Annotated in this window: 15 protein-coding genes; 11 read left to right on the top strand and 4 right to left on the bottom strand. The window is 43.1% G+C overall.

Going from position 1 to position 18,984, the window contains the following annotated elements:
* Positions 1 to 9: 9 nt before the first annotated feature.
* The gene (locus MHI52_RS15835; protein ID WP_083684762.1) at positions 10 to 1,719 is read right to left on the bottom strand and encodes a sensor histidine kinase; all 1,710 of its coding nucleotides are present in this window, start codon (positions 1,717 to 1,719) and stop codon (positions 10 to 12) included.
* Between the two features lie 146 nt (positions 1,720 to 1,865).
* On the opposite strand from MHI52_RS15835, the gene MHI52_RS15840 reads away from it, so the two are divergent.
* From MHI52_RS15840 to MHI52_RS15875, 8 genes are all read left to right on the top strand, one after another.
* Positions 1,866 to 2,816, top strand: coding sequence for a sugar ABC transporter permease (locus MHI52_RS15840; RefSeq protein ID WP_017688355.1), 951 nt, complete (start codon positions 1,866 to 1,868; stop codon positions 2,814 to 2,816).
* A gap of 15 nt (positions 2,817 to 2,831) precedes the next feature.
* Complete coding sequence (locus MHI52_RS15845) at positions 2,832 to 3,710, top strand: carbohydrate ABC transporter permease (protein ID WP_017688354.1); 879 nt, start codon at positions 2,832 to 2,834, stop codon at positions 3,708 to 3,710.
* 43 nt (positions 3,711 to 3,753) lie between these two features.
* Positions 3,754 to 8,211, top strand: a complete 4,458-nt coding sequence (locus tag MHI52_RS15850; protein ID WP_076253124.1) for a carbohydrate binding domain-containing protein — start codon at positions 3,754 to 3,756, stop codon at positions 8,209 to 8,211.
* Between the two features lie 524 nt (positions 8,212 to 8,735).
* Complete coding sequence (locus MHI52_RS15855; protein ID WP_017688352.1) at positions 8,736 to 10,034, top strand: NCS2 family permease; 1,299 nt, start codon at positions 8,736 to 8,738, stop codon at positions 10,032 to 10,034.
* A gap of 164 nt (positions 10,035 to 10,198) precedes the next feature.
* Entirely contained in the window at positions 10,199 to 11,176 is a 978-nt protein-coding gene (locus MHI52_RS15860; protein ID WP_101313828.1) for an alpha/beta hydrolase, read from the top strand.
* A 141-nt stretch (positions 11,177 to 11,317) separates the two neighbouring features.
* Positions 11,318 to 12,082 carry a MerR family transcriptional regulator gene (locus MHI52_RS15865; RefSeq protein ID WP_076253126.1) on the top strand — a complete coding sequence of 255 codons (765 nt, stop codon included), beginning with the start codon at positions 11,318 to 11,320 and terminating at the stop codon, positions 12,080 to 12,082.
* Positions 12,083 to 12,094: 12 nt separating this feature from the next.
* On the top strand, positions 12,095 to 12,739 hold the full coding sequence (locus MHI52_RS15870) for a GNAT family N-acetyltransferase (RefSeq protein WP_076253127.1): 645 nt from the start codon (positions 12,095 to 12,097) through the stop codon (positions 12,737 to 12,739).
* On the top strand, positions 12,732 to 13,748 hold the full coding sequence (locus MHI52_RS15875) for a S9 family peptidase (RefSeq protein ID WP_076253128.1): 1,017 nt from the start codon (positions 12,732 to 12,734) through the stop codon (positions 13,746 to 13,748). Before MHI52_RS15870 ends, MHI52_RS15875 begins: the two co-directional genes overlap by 8 nt.
* 117 nt (positions 13,749 to 13,865) lie before the next feature.
* Here MHI52_RS15875 and MHI52_RS15880 read toward each other — a convergent pair whose 3' ends face one another.
* Complete coding sequence (locus tag MHI52_RS15880) at positions 13,866 to 15,218, bottom strand: MATE family efflux transporter (RefSeq protein ID WP_076253129.1); 1,353 nt, start codon at positions 15,216 to 15,218, stop codon at positions 13,866 to 13,868.
* Between the two features lie 136 nt (positions 15,219 to 15,354).
* On the opposite strand from MHI52_RS15880, the gene MHI52_RS15885 reads away from it, so the two are divergent.
* On the top strand, positions 15,355 to 16,038 hold the full coding sequence (locus MHI52_RS15885; protein ID WP_076253130.1) for a TetR/AcrR family transcriptional regulator C-terminal domain-containing protein: 684 nt from the start codon (positions 15,355 to 15,357) through the stop codon (positions 16,036 to 16,038).
* A gap of 46 nt (positions 16,039 to 16,084) precedes the next feature.
* Here the strand turns inward: MHI52_RS15885 and MHI52_RS15890 are convergent, their stop codons facing one another.
* A complete protein-coding gene (locus MHI52_RS15890; protein ID WP_076253131.1) occupies positions 16,085 to 16,972 on the bottom strand; it encodes a LysR family transcriptional regulator in 888 nt (295 codons plus the stop codon).
* Positions 16,973 to 17,129: 157 nt separating this feature from the next.
* Between MHI52_RS15890 and MHI52_RS15895 the strand changes: the two genes are divergently transcribed.
* Complete coding sequence (locus MHI52_RS15895) at positions 17,130 to 17,294, top strand: hypothetical protein (RefSeq protein ID WP_156946122.1); 165 nt, start codon at positions 17,130 to 17,132, stop codon at positions 17,292 to 17,294.
* Positions 17,284 to 18,462, top strand: coding sequence for an MFS transporter (locus tag MHI52_RS15900; RefSeq protein WP_076253132.1), 1,179 nt, complete (start codon positions 17,284 to 17,286; stop codon positions 18,460 to 18,462). Before MHI52_RS15895 ends, MHI52_RS15900 begins: the two co-directional genes overlap by 11 nt.
* A 29-nt stretch (positions 18,463 to 18,491) precedes the next feature.
* Here MHI52_RS15900 and MHI52_RS15905 read toward each other — a convergent pair whose 3' ends face one another.
* Positions 18,492 to 18,893: a VOC family protein gene (locus MHI52_RS15905; RefSeq protein WP_076253133.1), complete on the bottom strand. Its 402-nt coding sequence runs from the start codon at positions 18,891 to 18,893 to the stop codon at positions 18,492 to 18,494.
* Positions 18,894 to 18,984 lie beyond the last annotated feature (91 nt).

Raw genomic sequence — 18,984 nt, forward strand, 5'->3', positions numbered from 1 at the left:
GTCGTTCACCTACTTGTCTGTATTGTCGTGCCATGTGATGTTAACTTTAATTCCACCCATTGAAGACTGTTCATAGGATAGTCCAGATCCTTCACCGTACAGAAAAGACAAACGCTGATGGACATTCCATGTACCACATCCCATATTCTCATCCAGCGGTTTAAGAAGATTATCCCTCAGATGATCAAGCTGTTTCTCAGACATACCAAGCCCGCTGTCCTCCACGATAATCGTGTACACATCATCCTCGCAGTCCGCATAGATTTTAATCTTACCATCCACCGATTTGGGCTCCAGACCATGAATAATAGCGTTCTCAATAATAGGCTGAAGGGTTAGTCTGGGAACTGTTTTATCTAAAATATCATGGGGCACGTCGATTGTAAAATGCATTCGTTCCAGACGAAGTGACTGGATTTCCAAATAATTTTTGACCATCGTCAGTTCTTCACGAAGCGTGGCTTGATCCTTTTCGGACCTGGTTATGTATCGGTAATACTCCCCCAGATTCAGTGCCATGGCTACCACGGCCTTTTCATTTTTCATTCGGGCCATGTTCTTGATATAGAACAGGCAGTTATATAGAAAATGCGGATTAATCTGCGATTGTAACTGTTTGAGCGTGGCTTCCCGACTTCTTAATTTCTCCTCATATACATTCTCGATTAATTCTTGAATTCGTTGAGCCATGATGTTGAAACGTGCAAATAACAGGCTGAACTCATTGCGTGCAGAATGATGCAGCCGAACGGAAAAGTCCCCGGTTGACAAGCGATTCGTCCCTTTCACCAACTGTAAGAGTGGAAGCTGCACACTTCGGTAGAGTGTATATAATACAACAACGCTCATCACGATCAGAACGGCAATTGAAGCGTAAAAAAGATTTCGGCTGCTCGTAATCGGTTTCAAAATCTGCTGCATCGGCACATAGTCAACATAATACCAGCCCAGGCTCTTGGATTGAATATAGGAGACGTAATATTCCGTTTTGTTCAACGTTGTGCTGAATCCGCCGCTGGCTTGCAGTGTTGCTTCTTTCAGAGAGGGCAGGATGGCATTCAGGGTTTCCTTTCCAGAGCTATTGCTGATTAAACCATAGTCGGGATGGAACATGAATGGATCGCCCTTATTGTTTAACTTGTTTTGATTAAGAAGTGCAGTTAAGTGATGAACTGGAAAACTGATTTTGGTAATCAATCTGGCTTTGCCAGGTCTCGCCATCGCTGTCGTTGGATCGGTAGTGTACCAGATAAACTGATTGTCAGCATAGGTCCAGGATTGCGAGAGAGGCTCCTTAAATTCATCATCCCTGTACGGAATGTAAGCATAATAATCCGTTGATATCACTTTTTGCATCCTTGGGAAGTATAGTGTGATGGTCGAATGCCATTTGCTTGCTGCGTTGTACAGATTCATTTTCTCCAGAATGGCACTTCCAACTTTCACACGTTCATAGGGAATGTCCTTGTAGTCGGGACGTTGATATTCCTGAATACTCGAATCTTGCCCAATAGACATCCCATACAATGACAGTTGGTAAATGTTGGATTCTACTGAATCAGCAAATGTCGAGAGATGATTCATCGTATTGTTCTGAATCTCGTGTTCGATAACACGCACGCTTTCCCGGTTCGAGTATGTATAGAGAAACAGCACCAGAATAAGCAGCATCACAAACAACAGTGTAATTTTGGTAAAGACATTCAAGCGTGTGAACAAAGTCCAACCTCCTTAATCTTATTAAAATATTGATATCGTTGTTGCAATATTAGGATATAGATCACAAATTTCCATTGCTATAATTTTAATATACAAGTTCACGATGACTTGTAAAATACAAAATTTAGAACATGGGGGATGCAGGAGTGAAGGAACATACGTTAGAAACGCCGCATAAACGGCGCTCCACCAGGGTTAAACAGCGCTGGAATATGCAACGGAACTGGACCTTGCATATGATGCTCATTCCAGCTGTATTGCTGGCACTGGTGTTTCAGTACATACCGATGGGCGGCATTGTAATTGCTTTTCAGGATTTCAAACCATACTTGGGATTTTCTGAATCCAAATGGGTGGGTTGGGACAATTTCCGATATTTATTTTTATATCCGGACGTAGGTCAGGTGATCTGGAATACGTTGGTCATTGCATTTTTCAAAATCATCGCAGGACTATTCGCTCCATTCCTGTTTGCCATTTTGCTCAATGAAGTACGCTTGACGGCATTCAAGAGAGTAAGTCAAACGCTTGTGTATCTACCGCATTTCCTATCATGGGTTATTCTCGGTGGTATTCTGCTCGATATCCTGTCTCCTCAGGGCGGCATGGTCAACCAGCTTGTCGTAGCCTTTGGAGGAGAACCGATCTTCTTCCTGGGAGACGGTACATGGTTCCGGATAACGCTGATCCTCAGTGATGTGTGGAAAGAATTTGGTTTTGGTACGATCGTATTTCTGGCTTCTCTCTCAGGAATTAATCCTGCGCTCTACGAGGCTGCCGAGGTGGATGGGGCCAACCGATTTAAACAGACGCTGCACATTACGATTCCGGCATTAATGCCGATTACAATCGTACTGATGACACTCTCTATCGGCAATATCCTGAACGCCGGTTTTGATCAGGTATTCAACTTGTACAATCCACTTGTGTATGACAAAGGCGACATCATTGACACCTTTGTATATCGACTCGGAATTCTGAACGGGAAGATGAGTTTTGCCACAGCAGTAGGGTTGTTCAAATCTGTGGTTGCTACCATTTTGATTGTTATATCTTACAGAATGGCTTACAAACTAGCTAATTATCGAGTTTTCTAGAGAGGAGAAAAGGGCTTGTATTATAAAACAAAAGGATACCGCATATTCAGCATCGCTAACTATACTTTTCTTGGGATATTATCGATACTCTGCATTTTACCAATTATTCATATATTGGCTGTTTCATTCAGCAGTATGGCGCCAGCATCATCAAACCTGGTTACCTTCTGGCCCATCGGGTTCACAACGGACGCATATGTGAAAACATTCGGGAATTCGAACTTCATCAACTCCTTGATCGTATCACTTAAACGGACTGTAATTGCAACGATCATTGGTATGGTCATCATGCTCTTAACCGCATTTCCGTTGTCGAAGGAAGATATCAGTTTTAAAGGTCGCTCCTTATATACGTGGTTTTTCGTATTTACCATTTTGTTCAGCGGCGGTTTGATTCCAAGTTACATTCTGATCCAGAAGCTTGGCTTGATGAATACAATCTGGGCGCTTATTCTGCCTGGCGCACTGTCCGTGTGGAACGTTATTCTCATGATGAACTTCTTCCGCGGTCTGCCTAAAGAACTTGAGGAAGCAGCTTATTTGGATGGAGCAGGTCATATCAAAACGTTGATTCTGGTCTACGTACCGCTTTCACTTCCAGCTATCGCAACCTTGTCCTTATTTACGATGGTGTATCAGTGGAACTCCTGGTTCGACGGCATGATCTATATGTCTGATATTAAAAATTATCCACTTGCTTCTCTATTACAGACCATTATTGTTCAGCAAGATCTCAGCAAAATCAACGTCGATCCTTCCATGTTGGAGAATATCTCGCAGCGAACCGTACGCGCAGCACAGATCTTTATCGGCGCGCTTCCGATCCTGATGGTATACCCGTTTTTACAACGATTCTTCGTTAAGGGGATCGTTATTGGAGCAGTCAAGGAATAGGCTATGCAAATGCAAGGATAACTGAGCTGAGGGAGGAAGAAGGATGAGAAAAGGACTGGCATGTATGGTGGCATGGAGTTTAATGGCTTCTCTCGTTTATCCAGCAACTGCTGGAGCAGAAAGTGTACAGGGTCAAGCGGAGGTGGGAAATGTGCAGGCAAAAAGCCTGCACTTCTCTGTTCCCTATACAGACCTGACGGGGCATTGGTCACAATCTGCAGTTACACGTTTGCAAGACTTGAATTTATTGAAAGGTTATACGGACGGTACGTTCAAGCCCAGTCAGGTCATTAGCCGAGCTGAATTCGTCATGATTCTGGATCGGGCCTTTGGTTTCACCGGTAATGCGGCGACTGGTTCATATGCGGATATGACTTCAGACGATTGGTACTATGACGTGATGGTACGAGCGAATGGTTCTGGCATCATCGAAGGGACAGACCGTGAACATCTGTCACCACAACAACCGATTACACGCCAAGATGCAGCGGTTATGGTAGATCGAGCTTTTCAACTTTCAGCGGTTACAAATGAAGATAGTGAACAATTGAAATTTCAGGATGCAGATGATATTTCCGGTTATGCAAAGAAAGCGCTTACCTATCTGGTGAACGAAAATATTCTTAAAGGTTTCCAAGGCAAATTAAATCCTAAAACCTCGATTACACGAGCGGAGACGGCAGAGTTACTGTCAGCGATGATTGCAGATGTAAAAAGCACTCCTGGAGCATATGAGTCCCGGGTAGATGGCAACTTGATTATTAAATCAACGGATATCACGTTGAAAAATATGGTTGTCAATGGAAATCTGCTACTGGCAGAAGGCATAGGCGAGGGATCTGTTGTTCTTCAGGGCGTAACTGTTACAGGAAGTGTCATCATTAAAGGCGGAGGCAGTCATTCCATCAACATTAACAACTCCAAGCTGAAGCGAGTAGTCGTTGACAAACGTGGGGAACCCGTCAGAATTGCCATTACGGAAGAAAGCAACATTCAGGAGATGCATGTAAAGCAGAAATCCATTCTGGAGATCTCTTCAAACAGCCTGATTGATTCCATGAATATTCATGCAGAAGCGAGTCAGACTCAAATGGATACCAAAGGTACAATCCAAAAATTGAGTGTAGATGCCGATGATGTTGTGATCAACGGAGAGAAAGTAAAACAAGGATTGCGCACATCCATGGTGGGTGAAGCCCAACCACCTGCTTCATCGCAGCCTGGTGGTTCAACAAATGTGACAAGTACACCCACACCATCTTCTCCAGACGGGCAATCACCGTCTACACCATCGACACCAAGCAATCCGGCGGGCGAAAAACCGGTTCCAGCAACAACGATTCCGCATGATCAATGGGAACTGGTCTGGAATGATGAGTTTAACGGACCTTCGATTGATTCTTCCAAATGGACCGTGCAGGATACAGGACTCGTTTATAACAATGAAATGCAATATTACAGCCCGGACAACACTCGCATTACGAAAGATCAGAATCGAAGCGTGTTGCAGATTGAAGCAAAAAAGGGTCCGAAAAACGGTAAAGATTACAGCTCTGGCAAACTGATCTCCATGGGAAAAGGCGACTGGACCTACGGTAAAGTAGTTGTACGTGCGAAGCTTCCGATCGAAAAAGGCATGTGGCCTGCCATATGGATGATGCCAACAGATGAAGCACATTATGGTGGATGGCCTGCCTCTGGAGAAATCGATATTATGGAGCTAATTGGTGGCAAAGAGAGTAATAACAAGGTATATAGCACATTGCATTATGACAGTGTGAAGCCTGACGGTTCCCATGGACATGATCAGGGAAGCCTTACTCTTCCGAAGGGAGAAACTTTCGCTGACGATTATCATGATTTCCAGGTGGAATGGTTGCCGGGTATGATTCGTTTCTATGTGGATGGAAAGCTGCATCATGAAGTGACCAACTGGCAAACGAAGGCCGCCGGCCAACCCGAGTATTATACGTTCCCTGCACCATTTGATCGTCCATTCTATCTGATTCTGAATCTGGCAGTTGGAGGAGACTGGCCGGGGGCACCTGAAAGCAACTTCACTTCCGAAAAGATGAATGTTGATTTTGTGCGAGTATATTCTTACAAAAATCTAGACACATGGCCTGATGTAACAACAAATCCCATCGAGCCTGTGCAACAGCGTGACCCACAAGCCGATGGCAATCAAATATACAATGAACGTTTTGCGGAAGGGGCTGCAGACAATGGAGTGCCTCTGCAGTGGAAATTCATCACAAATGCTGATGGAGCTGGCAGTGTCAAAGTTGTAACAGATGAGCAGAAAGGGAAAGCAGCAGAAGTTACCATTGATGCATCGGGTACTGAAAACTACTCGGTTCAACTCACTCAGATGCCGATGTACATCAAGAAAAACAAAAAGTACAAGATACAATTTGATGCGAAAGCATCTGCTAACCGTACGATCATGTCCAAACTGAACCAATTCGAAAAAAGTTGGACCAATTATTCGGGTGATAACACCTTTGCACTCACGACAGATTGGCAATCCTATGACTATACCTTTAATATGCGGGATGGCACGGATAACAATGCCAGATTTGAATTTAATCTGGGGCTGGATGATACAACGGTTTGGCTTGCCAATGTCAGACTGATTGAGGTGGGTGAGGCTGATCCAATAACGGTTGAACGGAACGCGCTGCCTGATGGTAATTTCATTTACAATGGTACATTTGATCAAGGTAAGGAACGCCTCGGTTTCTGGACCACCAGCGTCCAGGAGAATGCTGAAGCCAATATAAGTGTAAATAACTTTTCGAAATTCCCAATTATGGAGCGTCAGCTGGTTGTTGATGTTACTCAAACGAATAATGACCCACAACAAGTTTCGGTGAACCAACCCGATTTGAAACTGGAAGCGAATACAACGTATGGTTTCTCCTTAGATGCCAAGGCAGACACACCGCGAAGTATCGACATTGATGTTGTCAGCAGTAATGGGCATACGGTACAGGTTCATCAAGGACAAAACCTCTCCTTGAACCAAGAAATGAAAACATACACCGGAGAAATCATCATTGGAGATGGAGCATCAATCGCACAATCCGAGCTAAAACTGTTATTCGGCAGTTCTAAAGGTAAGGTATATGTGGACAATGTTCGTCTGACGAAACGCGGCAAACCTCTGTCAGTGAATGGCTACGCACATGTTCCTGCAACCGAAGCCTGGATGATGCAGGGCTTACAACTGGAGGACTCCGTAGAAGGAGGAAAACATGTCAGTTACATGGATCAGGGAGATCTGCTGCAATATAAAATCGATGTAGCTCACGACGGAGTATATGTTCTGTCTGCCCGAATGGCCAGTGGAAAAAGTGATTCCAAGGTTCAGTTCAGCATTCAGGATGAACAAGGTACAACCGTTGCACAATCAGACCTGAGTCTCGGAGACACGGGTGGATGGCAAGCATATAAAACGGTGTATTTTCCAGGGGTCAACTTGACAGCAGGCAAACCCTATTATGTGAATTTTGAAGGAGCAGATTATAATACACGTTGGGTGGATATTTCACAAAACAAAATTCAGAACAGTGAGCTAACAGCTGATCTGAATCATTGGGAGCTAACTCCTAATGATCTGACAGCCTCACATGACGAGGGTGAAGGATTAATGGTTAAATTGCCTGGTACAAGTGAACATTGGTGGGATGCTTTATTGCAACAAGGTCAGATCAAACTGGATGCAAACAAAACGTACCGACTTACCTTCGAGGCATCTGCTTCAAGTCCTAAATCCATGCAAGCGGTTCTTTCTCAGAATGCAGGCGATTTTGTGAAGTATTTTGAAGAAGAAGTGGAATTAACCGCAGATCAAAAGTCGTATACTTACACCTTCACTATGGGGGATACCTCCGATTCGGCAGCTATGCTTGCATTTGGATTAGGATATCCGCTATCTACAGGTGAACACTCGATTCACATCAATAACGTCCAATTATATGAAGTTAATCCGAATGCAGATCAAGGAGGTCAGCCAGCTCATGTTAACCTTATTCCCAATGGGGACTTCTCCAAAGGTGCAGAAGGTTGGTTTACCCACGCGGATGGTAATGCAGCGGACCTTGAGATGCAAGTTAGCAATCAACAGCTTCAAGCCAAGATTGGTCATGCAGGACAGCATCCATGGGATCGTCAAGTCATCAATGAAGGATTCGGCATACAGCAAGGTTTTAAATATAAATTAACGTTTAAAGCCAAAGCGGAGAAGTCCAGGAAATTGGGTTTGGGGATTGGATGGGTCGATGCAGCTGCCAACTATGAATGGCATGGGTTCTTTGGGGCACGAGTTGATTTGACCCCAGAAGAACAGGAGTTCACGTTTACATTTGATGCAACAGAAGACAGCTATGCGAATACTCGAATTTCATTTGATCTGGGTAACATTGATGGTGAGCAAGATGGCAACACAACCGTCTCATTATCCGAGGTCAGCTTGATTAATCTGGGTCCTGCCAATTAACTTCTGAATTCTCTATAATTTGTCTTATATGCTTGCCTAATTCTCTTATTACCTATACAAGCAGAATAAAGTTGTTCAGGAATGACATCATCCCCATGGCAAAATCAAATCGCTAAAAGAATTATCCAGCGAATATGAAGAGAAACCTACTACGAATTAAGCAAGAGACTGTCAGTGAACATTGCTGGCAGTCTTTTCTTCATATATCGCAGACATTGAGCGATACGTACTTACTCTATCCTAAAAACGAATGAACAAAAGAGATGATGTCTGTATAGTTCGTAAATAACTGTGAACAAATCGTTAATTCATTGACATTGCATGTAATTTTAATTAGAATACGAAATGGACTTCAGGTTGAAAACAGATATGAGTATCTTTATGTTTAGTTTAGAGCTTAGCTGTTGAATCTTTAAATCCTAACAACGAATATAGGAGCGACAATATTACAATCCTATATGAAGATTAGGATTTTTTGTTTTTAGCTTTGGAGTATAATTTGAAAGTTGGAGGCTGGCTTTACCATGGACAAATGGTTCAAACTTAAAGAACGAGGCACGACCATCCCCACAGAAATTATCGCAGGGGTTACAACATTTTTCACAATGGTATACATAGTTATCGTAAACCCAGGAATACTCAGCAGCACGGGCATGGACTTTAACGGAGTATTCATAGCAACGGTACTGGCAAGTATTGTGGGAACTCTGATTATGGGAATATGGTCCAATTATCCAATCGTCATCGCGCCGGGTATGGGGCTGAATGCATTCTTTGCCTATAGCGTAGTTGCCGGGTATGGCGTATCTTGGCAGGTTGCACTGGGAGCCGTATTTATAGCAGGGATTTTGTTTATTATTTTATCACTGACTTCATTCCGTTACATGTTGCTAGATGCAATTCCTGCTAGCTTAAAACATGCCATAACCGCAGGGATCGGATTGTTTATTACAACGGTAGGTTTGCAAAATGCCGGGATTATTGCCGATTCAGAATCGAATTTGATTACGATCGGAAACTTGGCTGAGCCGATGGCTTATCTGACCATTATCGGATTGATTATTACCGTTGTGCTGATGGCTTATAATGTGAAAGGTTACCTGTTCATCGGAATGGTGGTAACAGCGATACTTGCCTGGATTATGGGACTATTCCAAATGCCGGAATCGATTGTATCCATGCCGCAAGGCCTCGCGTCAACGGCTTTGCAACTGGATCTGGCAGGGGTATTCTCGAATGGCTTATATACAATCATATTTACCTTCTTGTTGATCACGCTGTTTGATACGACAGGCACGATGCTCGGCGTTGCTGAACAAGCAGGATTGCTTAAGGATGGTAAATTCCCACGCTCGCGTGGCGCATTATTGGCAGATGCCGTAGGAACAACCTCAGGTGCTTTGCTCGGAACAAGTCCAACATCGGCTTACATCGAATCCAGCACAGGGGTAGCTGCAGGAGGAAGAACGGGACTGACAGCGGTAACGGTAAGTGTACTGCTTGCGCTGACCTTGTTCTTCACACCGATCGTAAGTGTAATATCAAGCATTCCGGCGATTACTTCTCCGGCACTGATCATTGTTGGATACTTTATGATTAACGTTATCAGCAAAATCAAATGGGATGATCTCGAAGAAGCATTTCCTGCCTTCCTGATTATCATTCTTACTCCATTGACGCATAGTATTGCAACAGGCATCGGCGTAGGTTTCATCTTTTATCCGGTACTCAAGCTGCTTCGTGGAAAAGGTAAAGATGTTCATCCAATCTTCTACATTTTTGCGGTATTGTTCTTCATTCAGCTTGTGTTCCTGGACCACTAAAACTGTCTTATCCTATGGAGAACTGCTCTCAACAAGCAGCTCTCTTTTTTTTGTAGTTCATACTCCGTTCATATTCCCGTCACGAAGGGGACATCTTTCATGGTTACACTATACCTATGTCGCAAGAGCGGCTCTACAGATATAAACGACAGGAGAAGATGGAAATGGCAGAAGCAGTGGATGTAACAACAACGGGGACTAAGGGCCGTAAAAAACGGTACTTATGGTTGAAAATAATAGGTGGTATTGTCGGCGCGCTGGTGCTGTTCATGGGCATCACGTTTGTCGTTCATACGATAAGTAATGGGGCCGAGAAAAAGAAAATCGAATCGTACGGCCAATATGTCAATATTGATGGGAAGAATATGAATGTATCCATTCAAGGTAGCGGCGAACAAACCATCGTGCTACTTCCCGGACAAGGAACACCGTCACCAGTACTTGATTTCAAATTGTTAATCGATGAATTAACTTCTGATTACAAAGTTGTGGCGATTGAGCCTTTCGGTTATGGGTTAAGCGACCAAACCGAAAAGGAGAGAACCACCGAGAATATTGTTAGTGAAATTCATGAAGCTGTACAGCAGCTCGGTATAGATCGTTATATTCTGATGGGGCATTCCATCACGGGACTGTACGCGGCGACTTATGTGAACACGTATCCGGATGAAGTCTCTGCTTTTGTCGGGATCGATAGCAGTGTTCCGAATCAACCTGGCATGGATGTTAAATTACCTTTGAACTTAATGAAATTCTTTCAAAAATCAGGCTTAATGAGAGTACTCAATAAAGTGAGTGGTGATTCATATGCATCACTTGACTATGATGAACATACCAAAGAACAGATGAAGTTGATTTCGAATCAAGTCTCGACAAATCCGACATTAGTAAATGAGCTTAAACATCTGGGTTCCAATTTCAAAAATGGAGAAAAACTCACGTATCCTAGTGATCTGCCAGTGCTTCTCTTTGTTCAATCCAATAACGAGAAAAACCCGCAGTGGATTCCGCTACATGAAGAACAAGCCAAACAATCCGCACAGGGTAAGATGATCCCAATGGAAGGTTCACATTACCTGCATCATACCAAATACAAAGAAATTGCTGAGGAATTCAAATCTTACATGAAACAAATCCAATAGGATGATTGATTAATAAACTGCGGTACCGAATCTGGTGCCGTGGTTTTTTTGTTATCAGGAGAGGCTAAAATAAAACTTGACCTTAGGTCAGACCTAAGGTTTATGCTTGTAATATGAAAAACAGCAAAGGTGGTGAATTGGTTGAGTGATGAAATTACGATTAGTGAGCTGGCAAAGCTGATGAAAGTCTCTGTACATCAAATTCGATACTTCGAAGAAAAAGGGGTGTTACACCCTGCTTATATAGCAGAAAACCAATACAGGATGTATGGGGTAGATGAAATTTACCGTCTATCTCATATTTTGTTGCTTCGCAAAATGGGACTGTCTGTTCAAATGATCAAGGAATGTTTGAGTAATCTGACAACCGTTCAAATCACATCATTATTTCGCCAAGCGTTGGCAGACACGGAAGAAGCCATCACTCAGCTTCAGCAAACAAAGCACCTTATCAGCAAGTTGTTGCATGAGCAAGAGCATATTCCGCTTGAGGATCAAGTGACTTATTATATTGTTACTCGTGAGGAGATTCACTTATCACTGTGGTTCCATATGGAAGCGCAAGGGTACTTGCAAGCAAGGCAACTGACCCAACATAAAGGAAACATTCCCAATTTATTTGAAGCCGACATCCATTATGCGTACGACGAGACGGACACCGTAGGAATTTATACACAAAAGGAGGGAGCAAACGATTTAGTTTTGCCTAGAGGAAAATACCTTTCTCGTCATGTATATGTACAAATTGAAGCTGAACTCAAAGAACATATCAACGAATTTTATGCTTATGCAGAACACCAGGGCTATCCGTATCACGGTCCACTTATTATGGTAGAAAAATCTTATTTATCTTTATTCACACCAGAAAAGCTTCATTATGAGCTATTGTTACAAATGATCGAGTAGGGGAGGCACACAGTGACAACTTCCATTCAGATAGAACCCGTTTGTCCCCAGTTTCATCAAGCTGTTGCTGAACTCATGGCTTATGGTTTTGGACACAAATTTCAAAAGATCACTTCATTGTCCATAACTGATCTGGCTTACGCATTTGAACAGTTGCTCAATCATCCGCCCATGGAACAAAGTACTCTTCGAGTCATTGCTCGTGAAAATGAGGAAATTGTTGGCACCATGTGCTTGAAATGGAAGGAAGCAGATAACAGAGCAGCAATAACAAGCGTTCGTGCCAATCCTCATTGGTGGGGCCAGTGCAATAGGGTTGGCATGTGGAAACTGCTTCAGTTAATAACTGGTTTACATCTGCTGAAGCATACTCCTACATTAGGTGAATGTTATGTGGAAGATCTGGTTGTACATCCACAGCACCAAGGCAAGGGAATTGGTACGCAGTTGCTTCAATGGGCACAGAAATATATGTTGCAATCCAAATCAATATCATCTCTTAGCTTGCATGTGGCAAGTCAGAATCATCAAGCGATACAGTTATATGAACGCTATCAATTTCGCAAGCAGTATAGCACAAACAGCTTTCTGACCGGCCTGCTCTTAGGCGAAAACCAATGGTATTATATGATTTACAAAGGAGATAGTTATGTTTAATTGGAAAAAACGATACATCTCAGTTATTGTGGCAATCTTACTGATGGTTGGTGCAGGACTGTACATAGTCGATCAAAGTGATTTTGACATGGAGGAACAAACCATTGAAATTCAATCTCCACAGGGTAAGTTAACAGGTACGCTCACGTTACCCAGAAACCATTCAGACAAGCTAGGTCTAGTACTGTTTATTCACGGTGACGGTCCGATAGACTCTACTCATGGTGAGGGATACAAACCGTTATGGGAGCGACTGGCATCGATCGGGTATGCATCCTTGTCGCTAGATAAACGGGGAATCGGGGGTTCAGAGGGAAACTGGCTAGATCAAAGCATGGATGATCGTGTTGTGGAGGCACAACAAGCAATTGCATGGGCGAAAGAACAATCCATCATTGATGATTCCAAAATAGGCGTATGGGGTGCCAGCCAAGCAGGCTGGGTGATTCCTAAGCTTGCTGGGAAAGAACATCTTGCCTTCAGTATTTTGGTATCACCAGCGATAAACTGGTTGGAACAGGGAGAATACAACACACGCGGCCAAATGGCGAAAGATAGTTATTCCACGGAGGAGATTCAAAATCAGGTCGATTATGAAAACCAGATTAAAGAGATTTTAAAGAAACAAGGCACATATGAAGAGTACACCAAGATTGCTCGAGAGGATGATCTGATTTCCAAAGAACGCTGGAACTTCATAAAGAAAAATTTTGCTTCAGATGCCACGGCGGATTTGCATCATTTCAAAACCCCTGTACTACTTCTGCTTGGAGAAGATGATGTGAATGTGGACATTGTTGATACAGAGCAAGCATACCGTAAAGGAATTCAGCCATCTTCCTTGCTTCATGTGAAAATCTTCTCTAATACAGAACATTCGATGTTACCAACCTCTATTGCAGGCTCGGAATGGAAACAATCACTATTATTTCTGTTTGCTCCGAGAAGCATTACAGTGGAAGGGTATATGGATGAAATAGAACATATGTTGACCAAGCTCTCCTTATAACAGTTACAGTTATAGTTTCCTAGTATCGTTAGATAAATAATTGTCATTTGGAAATGAAAGAGCAGGGTCAGGGAGCGGGAGCGCCCTTATCCTGCCTTCTTGCGTGTTATATGTTATCTACTGTGCTAAATGTTCCAGATCCGGCTGCAATTTGGTCCGCAAAACATATAACATGATGGCCCCAACTAGGAACGCCACGGCATCCGCAATAACGAGCGACCAGATCACTCCATGAAAGCCGTTCATTTGATTAGCAATATACAATACAGGAATTAGTGTAATTCCTTGAATGATGGACATAACAAACGCGGCGGTTCCTTGGGCTGTTGCTTGGAAGATCCCCATAAACAAAGAAGTCATTCCTGTAATGAACAAGGATAAAAAGGTTACATGAAGAATGTAGCTACCCATTTCAATTAATTGCGGGTCAGTCGTAAATAAACCAATCAAGTGGTCGGAAATCAGATAGACGACAACCCCAAACAGGATGGCTAAACCCAAAATAGATTTTATCGTGAATCCAATCGTTTGTTTCATGCGTAATTTGTTCGCTGTGAATGAGAAGGCAATCAACGGCACAACTCCCTCGCACAAACCCATCAGAATAAACTCAGGAAATTGTAATAAACGTGATGAGATTCCATACCCAGCAACGGCCTGATCCCCATATTCGACAAGAAAAAGGTTAAGAATAAGCGACATTGCACCCAAGAAGACACTCATAACAAAGACGGGAACACCGATTTTGAACACATTACTCAGGATGTCCTTCGTCACCTTGAACCATTTCAGGGAGACGGTTAAGAATTGACTCTTATAACTCATATGGAATGCGTAAAATGCACTCGCAACCAAGTTGGAGATGACGGTAGCAGATGCAACGCCAATCACGCCCCAATGGAAGACAAAAATGAATAGTGCATCGAGGATAATATTTATAACAACACTGAGAATCATACCGGTCATAGAAGTCATTGCTGAACCTTCTGAGCGCACGATATTCTCCAGGGTGAAGAATAAGATGACGAAGGGTGAACCTATAAGCATAATCGTGACATACTCTTTTGTAAATCCGAAGGACTCTGGCGTTGCCCCCAGCCCATGAACGATTGGTTCAATCAGCGGGAGCCCAACGGCCATCACAATAATTCCGAGAACTAAACTGCTGTAAAAGGCAAATGAAGATACATGCTTCAGATCATCTACTTTTTTCTCTCCCAGCAAACGGGAGATGAATGTACCGCTGCCTATACCAATTAAATTACCAAGGGCCATGATGACCGCGAATAAAGGTAAAGTTAATGCGAGTGCGGTTAACATTGCCGTATTACCAAGTGTGCCAAGGAAATAGGCATTCAAGATGGAGTAAATAACACTCATTGACGTGCCTAGCATCATTGGGACAGCAAAGTGAGCTACGGCTTTGGCGATTGGTGCTTTTTCAAAGTAATGGAGGTTTTCTGCATCCATGTGGGTCACTACTTTCTTCGTTAATATTGATCTAATCTAACAGCGTTAGATTGAACCTTACAGTGTTAGATGTTATCATGAACTTATGAACCTGTAAAGCATAAACTTACACTGTTAGATAAAAGGGCGGATACCGATGAAAAAACAACAGCCTCAGATTTCGGAAGATAAGATTTTGGAAACTTCGTGGGAACTTCTTGGAGAAGAGGGCATCGAGAAATTCAGCATGAGACGCTTGGCAGACAAGTTGGGGATTCAGGCTCCATCTCTATACTGGTACTTCAAGAGCAAGCAGACGCTCTACCAGCGTCTGGCCAACCAGATATCGAAAATTATTCTGGACGAGTTTCATACTGAAGGGGACTGGAAGGAGCAGATGGAGGGGCTTGCGGTGACGGTACGGAGTGTGCTCAGCAGATACCCGTGCTCCACACAGCTCATGATGATGACGCTGCCCCATGAACCGGACATGATCCGCTTCACCAACCGCATGTTGCTCTGTATGGAATCAACGCCACTAGAGCAAGAACAGAAATTACAGGCCGTTCTCACGCTTGTGAACTATGTATTCTACTTCGTCCTGGATGATTATCAGCATCAGCGCAATATATCTGCTGTTCTTAAGGATCAGGAAGCACTTCAGGGTGAAGAGATGATCCAACTTCTGGATTCTATGAGTGAGAAGGAAGCTGGACTTTTCAGCAGGATGTATAAGAACGGTCTGTTTGAGGTGATGGGAACCGACGGAGCTTTCGAGTTCGGCTTGAAGCTTATTTTACTCGGGATTGAACAAGTCATAAAGAAACCCACCGAGAATTAAACTCCGGTGGGTTTCTTCTTATACTCACGTTAATCCCTTTATCAGTCTAAAATTTAGCCTGAATGTCTTTTAAAAACAAATCCGCAGCAGTCGAAAAGACCTGATGTTTTTTCCAAACGATATTTAACCCAGATTCAAGTCTTGGCTCTAGAGGTCTGAAACAAAGATCGCTTTCACTGGACGTATTCACTATTTTATCAAGTGTTAATGCATAACCAATGCCTTCTTCAACCATAATGGCAGCATTATATGCAAGATTGTATGTAGTTACGACGTTTAATTTGTCAAAATCTTCACCAAACCAATCCGCAAACTCATTTTTCGAAAATGTTTGCTTCATCGACTGTCGTGAACAGATCAGTGGAACATGTAATAAGTCTGTAGATCGAATCGTATCTTTGGAGGCGAGCGGACTTTCTTTTCTCATCACCACTCCCCAAACATCTTTGTCCGAGAAATTGATATAGTTATATTTGGAGACATCCGCTGGCTGGATTAGAATACCGAAGTCAAGGAGTCCCTTGTCAAGCCGCTCAGTTACATCATCTTCGTTACCGCTGTATAGGTGATAGCGTATATCGGGATATTTATTCTGAACTTCTTTTGCCACTCTTGCAATCTGTTTCATGGCTTCCGTTTCTCCACCGCCAATATAAATATCTCCACTTATGGTTTCTTCCATGGATTCAAATTCTGCCTCTAATTTATCAACCATACCTACAATTTCTTCAGCTCTATTCCTTAAAAGCATACCTTCATCTGTGAGAATAATACTGTAACTACTGCGAATAAATAATTTCTTTCCCAACTCTTGTTCAAGGTCTTTCAATTGTCTGGACAAGGTGGGCTGCGTAACATGCAAGAAATCAGCAGCGCGTGTAATGCTTCCTTCTCTGGCGACCGTAAGAAAATAACGCAATACTCTAATCTCCATCGTAACTCCTCCTTTATCCCTTATATTCTACAATAAACCTTACAGAAATGCCTTTCAAGCATAACTTGTTATAAGATATGAGTATTTGCTATGTGGTGTATAAACGCTAAACTAAAAAGCAAGGCAACTGGAGAAGAAATTGAAAGGAATGAATGATATGGATAAGACAAAAGTATGGTTTATCAATGGCGCTGGTCGAGGTATGGGCACAACTATTGCTAAGGCTGCTTTAACTGCTGATGCAGAGCAGAAAATTGCCAACCTTCAGACAGAGATCAATGCTTACCGGGATCTCTCTAAATCCATGGCATATGACAACTAAACGAAATCACCTGCTTGTATTCATTCTGACCTTTGGGGTATTCAGTATTTTAAATACGGAGATGGGCGTAATCGGAATCTTGCCTTTGATTGCAGAACATTACGAGGTCAGTATCTCAACCGCTGGTTTGATTGTGAGTCTTTTTGCGCTTGCGGTTGCTGTATCTGGCCCCATTTTGCCCTTATTATTTTCGGGCATGAACCGCAAGCATGTCATGTTATTTGTACTTGGCATTTTTATTGTGGGCAGCCTGGTCTCCGCCATCACATCAAACTTTACGGTATTGGTCATTGCACGTGTCGTTCCGGCTTTTTTCCATCCTGTCTATTGCTCATTGGCATTTACGGTCGCAGCGGCGTCAGTCCCCAAGGAAGAAGCGCCCAAGGCAGTCGCTAAAGTATTTGTAGGCGTGTCGGCAGGCATGGTACTTGGAGTACCCCTTTCGAGCTTGATTGCCACCAGCACATCGTTGTTCTATGCGATGTTGTTCTTTGCTGCCGTAACAATCGTCGCATTTGTAGCAACACTTCTTTTTGTGCCCTCAATGCCAGTTACGAAAAGAATCTCTATGGGTACTCATCTGTATGTATTGAGAAGATCCGTGATGTGGCTATCCATTGCTGGCGTGATTTTCATGAACGGAGCTGTATTTGGGGTCTATAGTTACCTTGCCGAGTTTCTGAAAACCGTGACAAGTTATGACTGGAACACCGTCAGTGTGTTGTTATTTCTATATGGCTTGGCCAATATGGTTGGGAACATGATAGCAGGGAAACTGCTCGCTAATTTCCCTTTAAGAACGATCAAGATGTATCCCATTGCATTAATAACGATATACATCTTGTTGTTCACCTTCGGACAATTCAGTGTGCCAACAGCCTTCCTTATTTTCATTTGGGGGATCATAGGAGGCATAGGGGGCAATATCACTCAATATTGGGTGGTAGCGGCAGCACCAGAGGCACCCGAATTGTCGAATGGGATCTTTCTAACCTCTTCCAACCTGGGAACAACACTTGGTGCTAGTGTATGTGGACTAATCGTAACTGGAATAAGTACACAATATATTGTAGTTGGAGGAATCGTGTTCCTTATCTTTAGTATCGTAACGAATTACTTCAGAATCTCCATGACTGGCCGATTCGAGGGTTCCAAAATTGGAGGATAAGAGGCGGACGTAGTGATAGGCGTTATACATCACCGTTTCGGCATTTTGCTCTCATCCATATACAACAGGTTCCAGCGGTGACCGTCCAGGTCGGCAAATCCAGCGCCGTACATCCAGCCGTCTATTTCACCAGGCTTGCCAAAGATGGTTCCTCCAGCAATCTCTACTTTTTGAATAAAAGCATCAACTTCTTCTCTGCTGTCAGCACCAATGGAAAATATCACTTCTGCGCTATGGGAAGTATCTGCGGTTTTGGCACCTGTAAATTTCTCGAAGGTTGCTTCCGGAAACAGTAGAATCGTTGTTGAGCCTATGACAAGCTGGGCTCTCTCGTTGCCAACATTCTCCCCATGGAATCCAATCTCATTGAAAAAGGTAGTGGATTTCACAACATCTTTCACCGGCAGGTTCATCCAGATTTTTTGTGACATGGCAGTAGCCTCCTAGAGTATATTTTCGACACTCTTACTATACTCTACCTCAATTCAAAATTACATAATCAGTTCAAAAACCAAACCAAAA

The organism is Paenibacillus sp. FSL H8-0283 (genome assembly GCF_045040675.1).
Lineage (GTDB): Bacteria > Bacillota > Bacilli > Paenibacillales > Paenibacillaceae > Paenibacillus > Paenibacillus amylolyticus.

What these genes read in the sequence shown, in the direction of transcription:
- MHI52_RS15850 (WP_076253124.1), top strand. Translation starts at nt 3,754, where the DNA reads ATGAGAAAAGGACTGGCATGTATGGTGGCATGGAGTTTAATGGCTTCT.
- MHI52_RS15855 (WP_017688352.1), top strand. Translation starts at nt 8,736, where the DNA reads ATGGACAAATGGTTCAAACTTAAAGAACGAGGCACGACCATCCCCACA.
- MHI52_RS15860 (WP_101313828.1), top strand. Translation starts at nt 10,199, where the DNA reads ATGGCAGAAGCAGTGGATGTAACAACAACGGGGACTAAGGGCCGTAAA.
- MHI52_RS15875 (WP_076253128.1), top strand. Translation starts at nt 12,732, where the DNA reads ATGTTTAATTGGAAAAAACGATACATCTCAGTTATTGTGGCAATCTTA.
- MHI52_RS15880 (WP_076253129.1), bottom strand. Translation starts at nt 15,218, where the DNA reads ATGGATGCAGAAAACCTCCATTACTTTGAAAAAGCACCAATCGCCAAA.
- MHI52_RS15885 (WP_076253130.1), top strand. Translation starts at nt 15,355, where the DNA reads ATGAAAAAACAACAGCCTCAGATTTCGGAAGATAAGATTTTGGAAACT.
- MHI52_RS15890 (WP_076253131.1), bottom strand. Translation starts at nt 16,972, where the DNA reads ATGGAGATTAGAGTATTGCGTTATTTTCTTACGGTCGCCAGAGAAGGA.
- MHI52_RS15895 (WP_156946122.1), top strand. Translation starts at nt 17,130, where the DNA reads ATGGATAAGACAAAAGTATGGTTTATCAATGGCGCTGGTCGAGGTATG.
- MHI52_RS15900 (WP_076253132.1), top strand. Translation starts at nt 17,284, where the DNA reads ATGACAACTAAACGAAATCACCTGCTTGTATTCATTCTGACCTTTGGG.
- MHI52_RS15905 (WP_076253133.1), bottom strand. Translation starts at nt 18,893, where the DNA reads ATGTCACAAAAAATCTGGATGAACCTGCCGGTGAAAGATGTTGTGAAA.